Here is a 17,175-nt window from a genome sequence, read left to right as displayed (position 1 = left end):
GGGATACCGGTACTTAACGACCTAAATCCTTATGTTCTCTGGGTATAAACTTCTTTCTATCCGCATTAGTTGCCTTCGAAAGCTTCTTTGTCTGCTTCAAAGCCTCTTCACACTGAATGATCTGAGAATTTACCTGCTTCCGGCCTCTGAGATCAGGGTGGTGATACTCTCCGTTTTCATCCATAACGGAGGCCTTCACATTGTCGGAAAGCTCCAGATCCAGAATATGCTGAAGTCTCTTCTGTATATCCTTATCATGTACAGGAAAAACTATTTCTATGCGCCGGTCAAGATTTCTGGGCATCCAGTCTGCACTTCCCAGATAATACTCCGGGTCTCCCCCGTTTTCAAATCTGAATATGCGGGCATGCTCAAGAAAATAACCCACAATGGATCTTACCTGAATGTTCTCACTTAGTTTAGGTATTCCGGCTTTCAGACAGCATATACCCCTGACTATCAGATCGATCTGAACCCCTGCCTGACTGGCTTCATAAAGAGTTCCTATGACCTCGGGATCGCATAGTGAGTTCATCTTAGCTGTTATTTTAGCAGGAAGGCCTTTCTTTGCGTTCTCTATTTCCTTACGGATTTGTTGCAAAACCCACTTTCTCAGCCATAACGGCGCCAGAATAAGCTCATTCCAGTTTTCCGGCTCAGAATATCCGGAAATCATATTAAAGAAATTTGATGCATCTTCACCGAATTCCGGCTCGCAGGTGAAGATGCCGAGATCCGTATACTGTTTTGCGGTGCTGTCATTGTAGTTTCCGGTGGCCAGATGTACATACCGGCGGATACCGTCGGCCTCCCTGCGAACCACAAGGGCTATCTTACTGTGGGTCTTCAGTCCGACGAGACCGTATATAACATGGCAGCCTGCTTTCTCCAGACGTTCCGCCCACTGAATGTTATTCTCTTCATCAAAGCGGGCCTTCAGCTCCACAAGCACAGTAACATCCTTGCCGTTTATGGCGGCCTCCTCAAGAGCCTTTACTATGGGTGAATTACCCGAAACCCTGTAAAGGGTTATCTTTATAGCCAGAGTCTCTGCATCTCTGGACGCATCTCTGATAAGTCTCACAACGGGTTCAAAGGTCTCATAGGGCACCGTTTCGAAAATATCCTTCCTGCGGATACATTCAAAAATGGAATTCTCATTGTGCAATGCGGGAACAGGCTGGGGCACATAAGCCGGAGTCTTCAGATAGTCAAAGCCCTCCATCTTGTACATCTTCATAAGGAAGGTCAGATCCAGAGGACCGTTTATTCTGTAAACATCCTCTTTGTTCTCTATATGAAGCTCCTTCCTGAGAACCTTAAGAAGACGTTTATCCATGGTATCCTCAACCTCAAGCCTAACCACCTCTCCCCAGCGGCGCTGCTTAAGCTGCTTCTTTATCTCTTCAAGAAGATCTGTGGCCTCTTCTTCATCTATACTGAGATCAGCATTACGCATGATTCTGAAAACATGGGTGGAAACTATCTCATAGTTTGCAAACAGAAGACCCATATTACGCTCGATTATCTCTTCAAGAAGCATCACAACACGCTGGGTCTTTCCGTTTTCCAATGTTTCCGGCGGAAGTTCGACTATTCGCGGCAGGGTATTCGGAACCTGAACCATGGCAAATTCAATATTGCTTTGAGGCATATCAAGTCCTGCCGCCTTTTTATGTTTCTTGCTGACTATGCTCTTGCCCTTTATTTTCTTGGGCTTTACAAGAGCGGCTATGTTAAGTGTTCTGTTAAGAACCAGTGGGAAAGGTCTGGAAGAGTCAACTGCGAAAGGGGTGAGTACAGGATAAACACTGCTTCTGAAATAATCATCAACGAATGCAGCCTCTTCCTCTGTCAGCTTCTCATGCTCCGAAATAACATATAACCCTTGATTTCTGAGAGAAGGAAGTATGGATCTGTTGTATGTTGAGTACTGCAGATTCATGAAACTGTGGGTCTTCTCCGAAATGGCCGTAAGCTGCTGCTGGGGAGTCATGCCGGCGATGTCCTTTTTCTGGTATCCGGCATTGACCTGATCTTTCAGCGACGCAACACGCACGGTAAAAAACTCATCAAGATTGGAGGCAGTAATACTCAGAAATTTTAGTCTCTCAAACAAAGGCTCGCTATGATCCCTTGCCTCATAAAGGCACCGGGCATCAAAATCAAGCCAGCTGAGTTCACGGTTTGTATAGTTTACCGGGTCAAAAACATTCTTTATGTTTACTGTCATAGCCTTCCTCCCGCGGAACCCTGTTCCGTACATTTACTGTGAAAGGGAATAACATGCATGGTCATACCCTCACACGACCCAAGCAGTAAGATTTTTGACTATATTTCAATAATTACCAAGAATAGACAGTTCCGTCACCTGATCCACCATGCCTGAAAGAGCATTGATAACATCCGGCATATCAAGTCTCCCCTCGATGTCCACAAAGAAACGATATTCAAAAGGACGCTCCGGAACCGGGCGGGAAGAGATCATGGTCATATTTACATCATTAAAAATAAAATTACCCAGAATATTGTATAGCGCTCCGGGACGATGTGCCGTTTCAAAGCAAAGGCTTATCTTCTTTGCATCATCCGTATAGGTCTTCTCTCTTCCGATAATTATAAACCTTGTGGTATTGGTCTTCTCCTTGTTTACGGATCTCTGAAGTACTGTAAGTCCGTAAAGCTCCGCAGACTCCTCTGATGCAAGTGCCGCTATGCTCTTGTCTCCGCGCTCCTTCACAAGCTTTGCAGCAACTGCTGTGTTTGCAGTGGCAACCGGGGTAATATCAGGATGTTCATCAAAGAAGCTGCTGCACTGTCCCAACGCCTGAGGATGTGAGTACACAGCCTTAATACCCTCAAGCTCTGCACCTTCAACACTCATAAGAGCATGCTCCACCTTGAGATCTACTTCTTCTATTATAGCAAGTTCCGGATATTTTATCAGCAGGTCAAAATTATCCGACACCACACCATGACTTGAATTCTCTATAGGAAGTACTGCATAATCCGCCTTCCCTTCCTTTACCATATCCGCTGCATCCTTCCAGGTCTTCACATTGGTAAGATCCGCATCATTTCCAAAGCACTGTCTTGCGGCGATATGTGCATAGGCTCCTTCCACACCCTGATAGACAGCCCTCTTTCCCAGCTTATTTCTGGTCCCGATCTTCTTATATCCTGTATCATAGCTTTTCCCATGTCTTGCCAGGATAGCAAGCTGAAGCCTTCTTGAAATGGTCATCATCTGCTGATACAGCTCTCTTATGGACTTCTTGTCAAAGTCGCTTTCAAGATATGACGAAACGGTATCCAGCTTTTCCGCTTCCCTTGCGGGATCAAAAACAGCCTTACCGCTTTTGATTTTTGTTTCAGCAACTTCGGCGCAGAGATCCATACGTTTCTTGTACAGCCCAGTGATCTCCTTATCTATAACATCCAACCGGTCTCTTATTTCAAGTAGCGTCTGTGTGCTTTCCATCTTCAGAGGTCCTCTCCTTTAGTCTTATATCCTACGTCTCATTCGGTATGTCTTATACAGTCTTCTTTTACTTTTTTATACCCTTAGCCTTATGCCTTCTTCTCGTCCTGTTCTTTTGCCTTAAGGTCCTTGATGTTTGCGATCACGATATCTCTTACATAGGAACCTACATGTTTTCTCATATCCTCAGGAATGTCACTTACCGTAAGAGGCTTTCCGATTTTCACTTTAACATGCTGAGGTTTGATAATCGGAAAATGAGCTTCCAGAATATCTCTTGTATGGATCATGGAAACAGGAACTATCTTACAGTTGCTCTTCTCGGCAATTTTAAAAGATCCCTCTTTAAACGGAAGCATATCCTCTTCAGATGCACCGTCTGAGCGGGTTCCTTCCGGATAAATCCACATTGAAATACCCAGATTCACATACTTTATGGCTGTGATGATGACCTTAAGAGACTGCTTGAGATTGTTGCGTTCTATCATAAGGCAGCTTACATATTCCATCCATCTTGCAAGAGGCTTTATCTTCTTCATCTCGCTTTTGGCAATGAAGCCTGTAGGACGGTCAACAAGTGAATAAGCGATAAGTACATCGTAGTAGGAACGATGATTTCCCACGAACATGACTCCCTCTTCCTTGGGAATCGAAGTAAGGTTCTCCAGTCCTTCAACCTCATAGGTCACTCCGCTGGCCTTGAGTATAGTTCTGAGTATGCCCTGTACAAGTGGTACGGCCGCTGCAGATCTTTCTCTTCTATCCTCGATTTTCTCTATCCTTCCGTGATAGATCAAATCTCCGATGGTCAAAAAGAAAACGATAAGTGAAATAACTGCTATTGTATGTAACATATAGAATCTCCATTCAAATCAAAGTACGTCCGAAAAATGAGGACGGAGGCGCTTGAAAAATCCAAGTCCAAGGAAAAACACCATAAGTGTAAATACCCAGAAATAAACACTGAGCATAGGTCTCATCCAGAAAGGATCCCCTGTGAGCATCGAGTCCCTGTATCCAGCAACTATATAGTAAAAAGGATTCAGCTTGAGGACAGTTCCAACCCAGGGAGCTTTTCCGGTAAATAATGTCTCATCGTACATGATGGGGCACATCCATATGCCGAACTGAAGCATTATCCCTACGATCTGCTGCATATCCTTAAAGAAAACATTCACCGCACCGGTGAAGTATCCAAGTCCGAGGGCAAGAACAGAAGCCGCAAAACTGTAATAAAAAATCTGTATCCAGCTCACCTCCGGCATCTTTCCCGAAACAATATATGCTATAAGCATGATAAGTATGAAGCAAAGGTGAACGAAAAAGCAGGATGAAAGTTTTATGATGGGCAGCAGTTCCACAGGAAATACCACCTTTTTTACGAGATAGTTATACTCATGAAGTATGCCCGTTATGGTGTTCATGGCTTCGCTGAAAAAGAACCAGGGCACCAGTCCCGGTATAAGCCAGATAACATAGCTGGTGTTTGGTACAGGCGGCGCCGACTTGAATCCGTATGGACCGAAAATAAACGCATAGATAACCACGGTAACCAGTGGCTGAACGAACATCCAGATGATTCCGAAGTATGATCCCACAAAACGTTTTCTGAAATCCGACTTCGCAAGATCGAAGATCATCCTCCTTCTTTCGATGATGTCCCTGAAAAGTTTCTTTAAATGTTTCATATTTATATAAAGGTCATATTCCCGACCTTCGATTTACTCCTATGTTATATGTGTCAAAATCCGATTATACCACTATTAGCCCGCCCGGGAAACAACTGTAAGATAACAGCATGTCAGAACCGCGGCATCCATAAGTATCTCTGCTGAAATCATAAGTACCGTGACAGGCTCGATCCATCTTATATCCCTGATCTTTCTGTCGAGCATCCCTGAATGGAAAGCTATGAGCAGTACCGGAAGGTACGGCAGGAAATATCTTCCCTGAACCCCCAGTATGTAAAAGGTGTCTGCCGGGGTATAAGAAAGCAGCATGCTCACAAGCAGTATAAATGTAAGCAGAATCGCAATCAAAACCATAAAGCATCTTTTCCACAGCTTAAGCACGGGCTCTCCCTTGCGGCCGAAAAGAGCCGTAAAGAAAGCGGCACCCCAGAATCCCCACAAAAGCGGCGTTCCTGTCGAAAGCCCCCTGTCGAAAGCTCCGAGCCACATTCCCACTGTAGTTCCAAGATACTGGATCCCCAGAATCTGGAATGTATTCCTGATGATACGAAAAACCAGAGTTTTATCCCTTAGAAGTTCCTGCATGTCATGCAGCTTCACTGTGTTGATTTCTCCCGAGGAGGTCAGCTCAGGTGCCTGTGTCACGCCGGAAGCATTGACATAGCGGAGCACCTCTCTGAGATTTACAAAGACAATGGAGCCCGCCATAAGCATACCTATGATAAATACACTGGCTCCCCATCTGACTGCACTCGGCTTTCTCCATCTCGCCACAGGTATCATGAGGCACAATGCAAAAAGAGTCGAATAGATCATCTTGCAGGGAGATAACAAAACCGCAAGAATGCCCATCTCAAGCACATCTCTCCAGTCTATCTTTTCCCCTTCTCCTTTCACGGCGTGGCTTAAGATAACCGCTGTAAGATAAAACCCCAGGGCGATAATGAAGCTGTCATAGCTGTAGCTTCCCATAAGCTCCAGCGTCATGGGAAAAAGGGACACTGCAAAGAAAACCTTCTTTCCTACAGGCGTCCTTCTCACGGCGGCAGCCCCCAGAACACAGAACATCAGAAGATTCATGAACCGTCCCAGATACAACAGTGAAAAGGCGCTCAAATTTAAGATCCTTGCCAGACTTATGCCCAGAGCCGGCATAAAATACGAAAGCGGCGTTGTGGCAACCGGCTGCTGAAGAGTTATGCTTTCCCCTTCTTCCACGGCAAAAATCCCGCTCTCGTGAAGCTCCTTATATACAGGACGGCTCAGGATCTGACCAAGGACTGTGGCTTTATTCAGATCATTGTCCCCGGGCCAGTTCACTATATACTCATCTTCTTTTCTTATGATAATGTTTCCGTCGTCATCTCTCGCTGTCTTCAGCATCATCTTATTGGACAGCTCATAGGCTCCCACAAAATGAAGCACTTCATCAGGTGCTGACAGCGGTGGCAGCACCGCCATAAAAATGATTCCCATCCATAGGACTGCAGTAAAATATATCTGGTGGAGCCTGAGCTTTGACTTAAGTAAAAGAAAAGTCACCGCCAAAAACACCACGGCAAGTGCCATAATAAGTAAAAGGAACCATTGGATCAGGAACTGATCTCCGGTTCCGCGAAAGCTGTTTAATATCTGAAGCATCTTCGCCTCACCTTCCGACAAATTCTTTCCATGTCTAAATCTTTCCAATTTTACAATAGATTAATATATGTGTCAAAAGCCACCACTCTATTCCATTGCGCTTTATCCCCATATTTAGTAAAGTGTGAATGAACATTTTTCATATTCAGGAGTTTAATATGTCACAGAACAACAAACAAAAACGTCTTTTGTATCTGGATTCACTCAAATACATCTTCTGCCTCATCATTTTCTGGACCCACTTCACCGGGGTCTTCTGGACAATGTGCGAAATAAAGCCTGATCTTCGTCCGGAGCTTCAGCTTTTGTTCCAGCCCCCTCTTTCAATCCTCGTGGACTCAAACCTTGCCCTGTACGGTTTCTGTATCATCTCGGGATATCTTGCATCCTTCAGAAAAATACGTTCTCTGAAGGAACTTCTGCTGCAGCTTATGGGCCGTTATATAAGATTTGCTGTTCCCTTCTTCTTCATAAACATAATCACATTTGTGATGTACTACACCTTGGGATTCCCCACCCAGATTTCCAGTGAGCTTTTGCACAACAGCTGGGTAAGCACCTTTTATAGCCACCCCTACGGTATAGACGAGCTCATCATGGCATCTCTCACCATGGACGGAACTCTGAACGGACCGCTCTGGATGATGAAGTATATATTCGGAGGAACCTGTCTTATTTACATCTATAACTATATAAGACATATTTCGAGTACCGTAATGAGTTCAAATGTCTCTGCAGCAATCCTGCACTTTACCGATGCTTCCGCTTTGATCCTTATGGTCGTAAGCTTCCTTTTCCCGCCTGAGCCCAATTTCTTCCATCTGGTGCTGGTACTTCTCGGCTCGGTGATGATGCATCTCGACAAATTCATAAAAGAAAAACTGAAAACCGGCGGCAGCGGAACACCGGTCTATGATCTGATCTTTATGATGGCAGCTCTGATACCCATCATACTGGATGCGGGAGGACTCGTGAATTTCATAAGCCCCTTTGTTCACAGGCACTTTCCGGAGCTTCTCCCTTACTTTACATGGAATATGTACTGGGTCATCGGATTCAGCTTTTTCATTATCATGGGTATCATGAACTGCAGTTTTCTGCAAAAAATATTGGAGCCAGGCATCATGAAACGCCTCGCTCCAACTAACTTTTCGGTATACCTTATTCACTTTCCGCTGATATGCTGTCTTTCCCTGAAGCTCTACATCCTGATGGTGAACCGCATTTCCTACAGTAAGGAATTTATCATCATCGCAGCAGCTACTTTCACAGCACTTTTCATAACGGCTCCCATCTATGAAATGACCGTAGGAAAGCTTCAGAACAGAATAATCCGTTTTTTGGTCAATGCCTTAAACCGGCTTTGACAGCCGACTTTACTTTGTCTGAAATCACACCGGCCAAAAGAGGAACCATCACTGCTACCACAAGGTACAGTATCCACCACTCCATGGACAGGGGTGAGGGATACTGTGACAGACTCATCCCCGGATCATGGTAATAGACCTTTCTCAGCACCATGTCCAGCATCTTAAACACAAAAATATGAAGAGCCATAATATCAAAGCTGTAACGCCCTGCAAGAGCCACAAGTCCCGCAATGGGATTTGCGGCATTTTTTATTATGGGAATCTTCTTCATCGCTTCATCCGGAATCCTGATTTTCTCAAGGAGTTTTGAGATAAATATGGTAAATACTATTCCCAGTATTCCGCCCACATAAAACCACATTCCGAATATAAGCTGACTTGCAAGATCAAACCATATTCCGGCTTCGATAAACCTTGTAAAAATATAGAATATCACTGCAGAAAGAACAATCATCAATGGAACCGGAAGCTTCTCCTGAATATCCGGAAGATACTTCCGCATAAAATACCCAAGGGCAAAAAACGGTTCAATCACAAATGCAAGTTCCATGTGATAAAGAATATTTATTCCATTATCCACCGCGAACTGCCCCACAACTATACACGCAGCTGTCAGAATGACAACAACCGCCTGTTTCAGAACTTCATAGGAGCTTACTCTCCTCTTCCTCTTTTGCGTCAATTCCGGTCCCGGATTTTTATCCTTCCCGTCGGAAGATGCCGAAGGACCATCCTCTACAGTTCCCATCACCTTTTTATCAATCCTTCTGAAAGAGGTCTTTATCCTAAGCTTCACCAGATACTCCGCGAGTCCTCCCGACACATGTACCACTCCTGCAAAGAGACCGGCTCCCAAAAGCCACAGCGGCACAAACCACATGGGTCCCGAATACAGCTCCGGTCTTTCAAAGACCATACTTCCCATAACCGATTGTATGAATTCGGAAGTACCGTAAATCACCGAGCCCTCTGTCATAAGTCCATGAATGACCGCATAGTTGTGAGTAAGAGCAAAGAAAGTACAGTAGAACACATACTTGGGCCATGCCCCTGCTATACGGTGTCCCAGATAAACAAAGGGCCTGTCGCCATACTTTTCCTCATTAAAAAAATATCCCGTCACAAAAAAGAAAAGAGCCAGATGAAAAAGATAAACTATGGCTCCCCCCACCTTTCCGGTATGGCCAAACACAATGAATATTATTCCGAATCCCTTAAAGATATCCCATAAAAGCGATCTCTGTTTACCTTCGGCCATATCATTCACCCTGTCCTTCGGACTTTTCCTTTGATATCACGCTATTCACAGGAGCCTCTTCTTCCGAAAGGTCCTTAACCGCGGCTCCCGCCTCTTTCTCATCCATTTTCATCTTATCTCTCAGGGCTATCTCCTGAACGAGACTTCTCACCTTGTCCTCAAGTGAACTCACCCGCATACTCATGGAAAAAAGCCTCATGATCAGTATGAATATCATGAAAAGGAACAGAAAATTCGCGGTACTGTAGATTCCCAAAAGGCCTGCCAGAGTGTCCGGCACCGAAGGGAATACCGCGAAGACCACGAACATGAATACCAGCAGTATCCAGAAAATAGAGTCCTCTATATTTAATTTTGACTTACGTATCCTGCCAAGCACTATCCACAGCGTTGCAACAGATACTGCCACCAGCACTACTCTGAAAAGCGGCGTCATCATAACGATAAATCTCCTTTATGAAGTGATGATCCCGGGAAATCAGTATAAGACCCGTCCTGCCCCATAACCTGTTCATTCCGGGAAATCATCACAAAATATAAACCTTCAGTCCCAATAATGCTTATTCATGGTCAGCTTCATGATAGTCTTACGGGACAGCTTTTTATAGTTCTTTCCCAGACGATATCCCAAATACTTGCATGCAGATATAAAGATAAGTCTTACAGTGGATAAGATCTTTCCCTTTTTCAAAAGAGATAAAGCATTTCCTTTTACCAGCTTTATTCCCTCTCCCTCGGATCTTAAACCTCCGAATACCTCAGGATTATCCGCCTGGGATACTCCCAGATCGAAATTACGTCTAAGCTGCTGTATTCCGCTATAGTTGTGTGCATGGAATACTTCTGCCTCCGCACAATATGCGCTGGCGTATCCGGCTCTCAGCATCTTACTGCAATATATCATGTCCTCATTAAAGATGGTGTGCTCCGGAAAACCCTTCAGTTTTTCAAACACATCTCTTCTGTAAAGACAGCATACGTTGGATTCAAAAAATGTTTTGATACCAAGCCTAGGCAGATCTTCAATGGTCTTTACAAAGGAACTGTCCGGATAGTTAAAACTTCTTGAGTACTTCTCATCCTCCGAGCTTTCCACGGTAGCAAGCTGTCTTCCGTATACAGCGGCTATCTCACAGCTCTTCTCCTCATCACGGCCTGTACCTGCATCATAAGAAGCGGTGTCTTTTTCTGCCCTTAAATCATTAAGGCTTTTTCTTTCCATCATTCCCACAAGATGCTCCACCAGTTTTTCATCCTTTGGAACTGCATCATCTGTCATAAGCAGAAAATAATCCGCTTTGGACAGTGACACTCCCAGATTTCTGGTGGCGCCATGATCGAACTCCGAAGCGGAAATGTCTGTTACGGAAACATTGGCATAGTCTTTAAGCAGGCTTCTGTCCAAAAATTCAGCCTCGGTGTTCACTATGATAATCCTGTTTACGGGATAGGTCTGCTTCTGAAGCATCCTCTGCTGCCTTATGAATTTTTCCCCCGGCTTATATGTGGGTATGATAACATCTACTGTTTTCATCTATTTTGCCTCTTCCGAAAAATCCCGGTTTTCATTTTTTTCTTTAAGTTCCATTTCCCTTACCGCCTGAAAGGCAAACAAGGAAAAGAGAACAACCAGAATCCCCATAAGCATAAAGTAGTTTACTGCTCCACCGAACATACCCTTCATCTGAACCATACCTTCGGCAGAAAAGACCGCAACTACAGCAGTCATAACATAGCCTGCAAAAATATGAAACTGCTTACGCATGGTGACAAGAATATAGTACATTACATTGGCAAAGGCATAAAGCGCTCCGCCGGCAATAAGCAGAACAAATGTCATATACTCTGACACCAGTTTTCCCTTTGCCCCTGTTCCGAGAATAAGCTCAAAGATCCAAAGTCCGAATCGGCCGAATATAACCGCACCGACGATAATGACTACGCTGAGGAGTGAAACCGCCTTAAGCATATAGACCGAAGTCTTCTTAAACGCAGCCGAATCCTTCATGGCAAACTGATCCGCCAGCTTCGTGAGCATAGGCCTTATCAGGAAATTCGCTATAAGATAAATGAAGGATGTAGGCATAAAGAGCACATTAAAATATCCCGACACCGAATCCCTGAGCTTTGCGTCTATTGCATATTTGGAAGCGGAAAAGATATAAAAATCCACAAATACGCTGAGGAACAGAAGTCCTGTGGAACCTATAATGGACTTAATGTTTTCTTTTACCATATTTCTGTCAACTCCGGAAACCTTCTCCAGGACCCTGACCGCAAAAAGATGGGTTCCGGCAAGCTGCATTACATCCGCTGCCGCCACTGCCGCAAGAAGATTCTTTGTCAGCACAAGCACCGAAAGAAGTGTTATTACCGAAATACCCGTACGGAAAGCCAGTGACTGTCCGGTTCTATAAAGAAATCCCTGTCTCTGGAGCTCCGACTCATACACGTCCCCATAGCCGTCCACTATTTTGTATGCTGAAAGAAGCAGAAGAATGACTGACTTGTGGAGATCATAATTTCCCCAGGCCATCTGCCCCCCTACAAACAAAAAGCTGGCAAGAACTGCCAGTAGTGAAGTAATGCGCCTCGTGCAGAGATAATCCCCAAAGCTGAACTGCTTTTTCATATCCGTGATATGAAAGGGTCTGATACCAAAGTAGGCGATGATGAACATCTGCTGTCCCAGGGTGGAAAAGCCAAATCCAAATATACCGCCGTCATCGGCTCCAACGATCCTGATGACCGCAAATGCAAGTACGATGGAAGCCATGGCATAAACGAAACTGCCTATGGCATTCCACAAAAAATCTCTCTTAGTATCTGTCACTTTATTCAACACCTCAGACCAGCTCCTTCTTCCTGCTTCTCTGAATGATCAGGATGGAGATGAGCATACGGGCCATGTATTTCATGGCATTTACCGGACGGAGATATGACTCGCCGGACAATCTCTCATCTATGGTCACAGGTGCCTCAACGACTCTTGCGCCGTTTTTTATAAGATATGATATGGTATCAGGTTCCGGACCGTAGTTAAGCCGGTTGGCAAAGCCGTCTATGACTTTATGGCTGTACATCCTGAGGCCGCAGGTAGGATCTGTGATCATCTTTCCCGTAGTAAACCTGATGGCCATGGAAATAAGTCTCGAGCCTATCTCTCTCATGGATCCGCCCTTCTTCTTATCAAGAAAACGGGATCCGAGAACTATATCATAGTCTCCTTCTCTCATCTTATTGTACAGAGATTCCACATCGGCAGCCCTGTGCTGACCGTCTCCGTCAAACTGAACTGCGAAACTGTAACCCATTCTGTAGGCATACCTCATTCCTGTCTGGAAACACCCCGCCAGTCCGAGGTTCACCGGAAGCTCTATATAATTATAATGTTCCCTTTCGCAAAGCTCGTGGGTCCCGTCGGTGGAACCGTCCGAGACTATGACATAGTCCATGGGAAAATCCTGGGAAAGAATATCCGCTACCACCCTGGGAAGATTATTCGCCTCATTGTATGCAGGAATGATAAGGATCACTCTGCCCTTATTTGATTCTCTGTCAAAGCTTTCTTTCATATCACATCCTGATTTCCTGATATTTTCTGGTTATGAATCCGCATTTCTGTAAAGGCATGTCCTCCATAGGCTTTCCGTCAAAAATATACATATGATTTTTTATCATAGGTACACCGGAAAGCTCGGTAAAGGCTATACCGCCCGAAAAACGGGGATTACATTCTATGAAATAGTAGATTCCCGAACTCTCGCCTTTTATGAACTCAAAATTGACGCATCCCTTTATTCCGGCCCGTTCAGCTATCTTATAGCAGACATTCTGAAGGGCTCTGTCTTCCATCACACGGACACTGAGTCCCGCACCGTTCGGAGTCCTTAGGAGCTCCTCTCTGGGCACGGCCCGACAGTTTCCCTCTCCGTCTCTCAGGATATCCACGGTAACTACATTACCCTTTATCAAAGGCTGGACTATATAATTCTCCAGTGATGTATCATTCAGCTTTGTAGGATCCATGATGTTTGAGAATGCAAAGCCAAGCTGATCCTCCTGGAAGATCCTGTAGAGTCCGCAGGAGCTTCTGCCATCCACCGGTTTAAGTATGATGGGGAATGTAACCTCCTCAAAGTCCACCTCCGAAGCCCTTATGGAAGTAATGGCCCGAACCGCCGACTTGAGCTCCTCATCCTCCAGGCTGTCCAGAACACTGCGTACAAGCTGAGTCATCCTGTACTTGTCACGAAGGACTTCTATGGTATCATGATCCGACATGCAGATCCTGACACCGTCTTTTTCTATTTCATCCCTGTGTCGGTTAAGGGCATCGATTTCCAGATCTATGACAGGAAGTATGCGTTCCACATTCTCCTTTTCGCAAACATCTTTTATAAAGGAAATATACTTCTCCTCATCGCTGGCGAAAGGCGCCTGATAAAAGGCATCCACATCAAGAGAATTGGCCACCCATTCCTTTTCATATATATCACTGCCGACCACTCTGTAGCCCATTTCGTGAAGAGTCCTTATGACAGTATCTGCCGCAAAGGAACCTATAGCTGTGACCAGCGCTGTTCTTTTTTCCATTCTGTATTACCTCTTAGTTCAAAACCATAGTACAAATTCTGTCTACATCATCGAGACTGAGATCCGGGAATATGGGAAGGGTCAGTATTTCAGTTGAAGCAAGAAGAGCATTTGGCGTATCCTTCACATCATACTGATCTCTGTAGCAGCTGTAAGCGTTGATGCAGGGATAGAAATACTTTCTGGCATTGACCTGTCCGTCCTTAAGGATGGCAAAGATCTCATCTCTGTTTCTCTTGTAATTATGGAAACGTACCGGCATGTATGCATAGTTCGGTTTAACGTCCCTGTTCGGTTCCGGAAGTATGATTCCGGGAATTCCTCCGAGATTTTCCATATAACGCTCATAAACCAGCTTACGCTTTTCTATGTAGCTGTCCACATGACGGAGGTTGCAGAGGCCCATGGCGGCGGCAAATTCATTCATTTTGCCGTTTCCTCCCACAGAAGCCACCTCTTCCTGTCCCAGGATTCCGAAGTTCTTCAGCTCATAAAGCTTTGCCATAAGCTTTTCATCCGGCTCCCCTGTAGTGATGGCTCCGCCTTCAATGGAATTGAACACCTTCGTGGCATGGAAAGAGAACATGGATGCATCACCGAAACTTCCGATTCCTTTACCCTTATACTCTTCTCCAAAGGTATGAGCCGCGTCATACAGTACCTTGAGGTGATGGCGGTCTGCTATCTCCCTGATTTTTTCCACGTCGCAGATATTTCCGTATACATGCACAGGAAGGATTGCAGAAGTTTTATCAGTAATGAGACTTTCAAGCTTATCTGCGTCCAATGTATAGTCCCGAAGATTAATATCGCAGAATACAGGCTTAAGCCCGTTCCTTACGATGGCGTGTGTAGTTGACGCAAAAGAGAAGGGTGTTGTGATAACCTCTCCCGAAAGATCCATGGCCTGGATCAGAAACTCAAGGGCGCTGTGTCCGTTCACAAAAAGCTGTACAGATCCGACCTTCAGGTAATCCCTGAGTCTGGACCTCAGCTCTTCATGAAACTTTCCCATATTGGTGAGCCACGCCGAGTCCCAGATTTCTCTCAGCATCCCGGTATACTCATCAAAAGGAGGCAGACTTGCCTTTGTAACATTTATGATATTCTTATTTATATCCGACATTTTAACTCCAAAAAAACGCAAAAATAGGCAGTTTATTGCCAATACTTTACGATTTTATAATATTGCCTATAAAAAGTAAATCCCGGGTGGAACTTTCAAATCCCATGTGATAAAGTGTATGCGTGTTATTTTTGATAGATTTAGTCTTGGAGGATTAAAAAATGATAAGTATGAAACGTACTGTCGCACTCCTTGCCGCAGCAGCCATGATGGCCCAGCCTATATCTGCATACGCAGCTTCACCTGCCGATGCGATACCGGGTGCGGCTACGGTAACTGAGGAAACGACCGCTGCAGGAGTTCAGTCAGCAAATGTCGTTATAGCCGAGGATCCGACCACAACCACTGCAGATTCTGCGGAAACTGCCGCATCAGTCACAACCGATACCACTGTTCAGGCTACTGTTCCGGGAGAGCCTTCTGCCCCGGATGCCCAGACAGCCGTAACTGAAAGCGTTGCAGCCGCTGAAACAACAACCACAGAGGCAACAACTGAAACAGCTTCAAATACAACCGCATCAACATCAGCCGTAAAGGGAAATCTTGTATCAGCAAGCACAAAGACTCTTCCCACTGTTGATCCGACAGATGTTGAAACCATCCGTTATAACTACATGACAACACCAAATGAAGGAAACATGGAAGCAGATCCTGTTCTCAACATGGTTCCCTTAGGTTCTTATTTCATTTATGACGGTTCAGGCAAAAGTATTGACTGGGGCACAACCTCAAAGAACGATTCCTTTGCATATTCCGCAATCGGATTCACAAGTTTCATGCTTGAGCATGCCAATGTAGGAAGATGGTACTACAGAACTTATTCCAACGGAACAGGATGGGGCCCATGGGCTACATCAAAGGAGGCCACTCCTAACCAGGGTATCGTTTCCGCTATGCAGATCCGAGTAAAGGGTTATACTCACAATCTCGGAGACCTTTACTACAGAGCGGTTCTCAATGACGGTACCGTAACTGACTGGGCACCTGAAGGACAGGCAGTAGGTTCCATAGGCGATGACCGTTATATCGTCGGCATCAAGCTTGCTCTTTGGAAGAAGGGTGTTGAGTTCTATGATTCAACCGAAAAACCTATGGCCAACGACAGCAACGAAGGTGTCTTTTGGACAGAGAACGGTGCCACATACGTTACAGCTGACGGACGTTCATATACAGGCTGGGGCTTTGACGGAGATTCAAACCAGTACTACTTCAACAACGGTGTTGCGGTTACAGGCTGGAATGTCATCGACGGCTACAACATTTACTTCGATGAAAGCGGTGTAGCTCTCAGGGATCTTTCAGAAGTCATGGGAACTCCGGGTGCTTATGCCATCAGAATAAACAAAGCCACAAGAACCATGTACATCCTTGCTCAGGATGCATCAGGAAACTTCACAATCCCTTATAAGACACTTATGGTTACAGTAGGTGATGATACCCCTATCGGTTCTTTCTCAATATATGAGAAGTACAGATGGCACTTCATGCATACAGACTGCTACTGTCAGTTCCTTTCAAGATTTAAGGGACACTTCCTGCTCCACTCACTGCTCTATACAAGACCTGACTCCAACACCATGGACGCTATATATTACAACTACATGGATGATTCCATGTCCGGCGGATGTGTACGTCTTCGTGCAGTAGACTGTGCATGGATCTATAACAACTGTCCTAACGGAACAACAGTTACTATTTATAACAACAAGTGGGACAAGGGTCCTATCGAGAAGGATGCTATCCAGCAGGCCATCCCGAGAAACCAGACCTTCGATCCTACCGATCCTGTCATAACAGCAGCTCAGGACGCTGCAGCTGCTCAGGCTGCGGCTCAGGCAGCAGCTCAGGCTGAATCAGATGCAGCTTCAGGCGAAGGCGAGCCACAGTAACATAGATTCTTTTTTAGCGGAACAGATGAAAATCTGTTCCGCTTTTTTGTTGTCATAAAAATATACCCTCTTCACCCCGTGCAAATCCCTTCAGGGCCTTTTGACCCTCTGCTTCAACGTGTT

General features: G+C 45.1%; 14 protein-coding genes. 2 read left to right on the top strand and 12 right to left on the bottom strand.

Going from position 1 to position 17,175, the window contains the following annotated elements; all coding sequences use genetic code 11:
- Nucleotides 1-13: 13 nt before the first annotated feature.
- The 5 genes from T515_RS02175 to T515_RS02155 all read right to left on the bottom strand — a co-directional run bounded on the left by T515_RS02175 (nt 14) and on the right by T515_RS02155 (nt 6,813).
- Nucleotides 14-2,233, bottom strand: coding sequence for an RNA degradosome polyphosphate kinase (locus T515_RS02175; protein WP_036607017.1), 2,220 nt, complete (start codon nt 2,231-2,233; stop codon nt 14-16).
- A gap of 105 nt (nt 2,234-2,338) precedes the next feature.
- On the bottom strand, nt 2,339-3,481 hold the full coding sequence (gene pheA, locus T515_RS02170) for a prephenate dehydratase (RefSeq protein ID WP_036607015.1): 1,143 nt from the start codon (nt 3,479-3,481) through the stop codon (nt 2,339-2,341).
- 89 nt (nt 3,482-3,570) lie between these two features.
- A complete protein-coding gene (locus T515_RS02165; protein ID WP_036607013.1) occupies nt 3,571-4,335 on the bottom strand; it encodes a lysophospholipid acyltransferase family protein in 765 nt (254 codons plus the stop codon).
- A gap of 18 nt (nt 4,336-4,353) precedes the next feature.
- Nucleotides 4,354-5,169: an ABC transporter permease gene (locus T515_RS02160; protein WP_036607011.1), complete on the bottom strand. Its 816-nt coding sequence runs from the start codon at nt 5,167-5,169 to the stop codon at nt 4,354-4,356.
- Between the two features lie 75 nt (nt 5,170-5,244).
- Nucleotides 5,245-6,813: a DUF2142 domain-containing protein gene (locus T515_RS02155; protein ID WP_051671342.1), complete on the bottom strand. Its 1,569-nt coding sequence runs from the start codon at nt 6,811-6,813 to the stop codon at nt 5,245-5,247.
- Nucleotides 6,814-6,971: 158 nt separating this feature from the next.
- Here T515_RS02155 and T515_RS02150 point away from each other — a divergent pair, with 158 nt between their 5' ends.
- Nucleotides 6,972-8,180, top strand: a complete 1,209-nt coding sequence (locus T515_RS02150; protein ID WP_036607009.1) for an acyltransferase family protein — start codon at nt 6,972-6,974, stop codon at nt 8,178-8,180.
- Here T515_RS02150 and T515_RS02145 read toward each other — a convergent pair.
- The 7 genes from T515_RS02145 to T515_RS02115 all read right to left on the bottom strand — a co-directional run bounded on the left by T515_RS02145 (nt 8,158) and on the right by T515_RS02115 (nt 15,163).
- A complete protein-coding gene (locus T515_RS02145) occupies nt 8,158-9,441 on the bottom strand; it encodes an acyltransferase family protein (RefSeq protein WP_036607007.1) in 1,284 nt (427 codons plus the stop codon). The two genes, T515_RS02150 and T515_RS02145, sit on opposite strands and share 23 nt — an antisense overlap.
- A gap of 1 nt (nt 9,442) precedes the next feature.
- Entirely contained in the window at nt 9,443-9,880 is a 438-nt protein-coding gene (locus T515_RS02140) for a DUF2304 domain-containing protein (RefSeq protein WP_036607005.1), read from the bottom strand.
- 105 nt (nt 9,881-9,985) lie between these two features.
- A complete protein-coding gene (locus T515_RS17290; protein ID WP_036607003.1) occupies nt 9,986-10,975 on the bottom strand; it encodes a glycosyltransferase family 2 protein in 990 nt (329 codons plus the stop codon).
- A complete protein-coding gene (locus T515_RS17285) occupies nt 10,976-12,274 on the bottom strand; it encodes a lipopolysaccharide biosynthesis protein (protein ID WP_197026385.1) in 1,299 nt (432 codons plus the stop codon).
- 13 nt (nt 12,275-12,287) lie between these two features.
- Nucleotides 12,288-13,016 (bottom strand): glycosyltransferase family 2 protein, encoded by a 729-nt coding sequence (locus T515_RS02125; RefSeq protein ID WP_051671341.1) that lies wholly within the window; start codon nt 13,014-13,016, stop codon nt 12,288-12,290.
- Nucleotide 13,017: 1 nt separating this feature from the next.
- Complete coding sequence (locus T515_RS02120; RefSeq protein ID WP_036606998.1) at nt 13,018-14,037, bottom strand: ATP-grasp domain-containing protein; 1,020 nt, start codon at nt 14,035-14,037, stop codon at nt 13,018-13,020.
- 13 nt (nt 14,038-14,050) lie between these two features.
- Nucleotides 14,051-15,163: a DegT/DnrJ/EryC1/StrS family aminotransferase gene (locus T515_RS02115; RefSeq protein ID WP_036606996.1), complete on the bottom strand. Its 1,113-nt coding sequence runs from the start codon at nt 15,161-15,163 to the stop codon at nt 14,051-14,053.
- Between the two features lie 161 nt (nt 15,164-15,324).
- Here T515_RS02115 and T515_RS02110 point away from each other — a divergent pair, with 161 nt between their 5' ends.
- Nucleotides 15,325-17,052, top strand: a complete 1,728-nt coding sequence (locus T515_RS02110) for a L,D-transpeptidase (RefSeq protein ID WP_051671340.1) — start codon at nt 15,325-15,327, stop codon at nt 17,050-17,052.
- The last annotated feature ends 123 nt before the right edge of the window (nt 17,053-17,175 follow it).

Source organism: Oribacterium sp. P6A1, assembly GCF_000702885.1.
In the GTDB taxonomy this organism is placed as follows: domain Bacteria; phylum Bacillota; class Clostridia; order Lachnospirales; family Lachnospiraceae; genus Oribacterium.
This window is presented reverse-complemented; position numbering and strand designations above follow the sequence as displayed.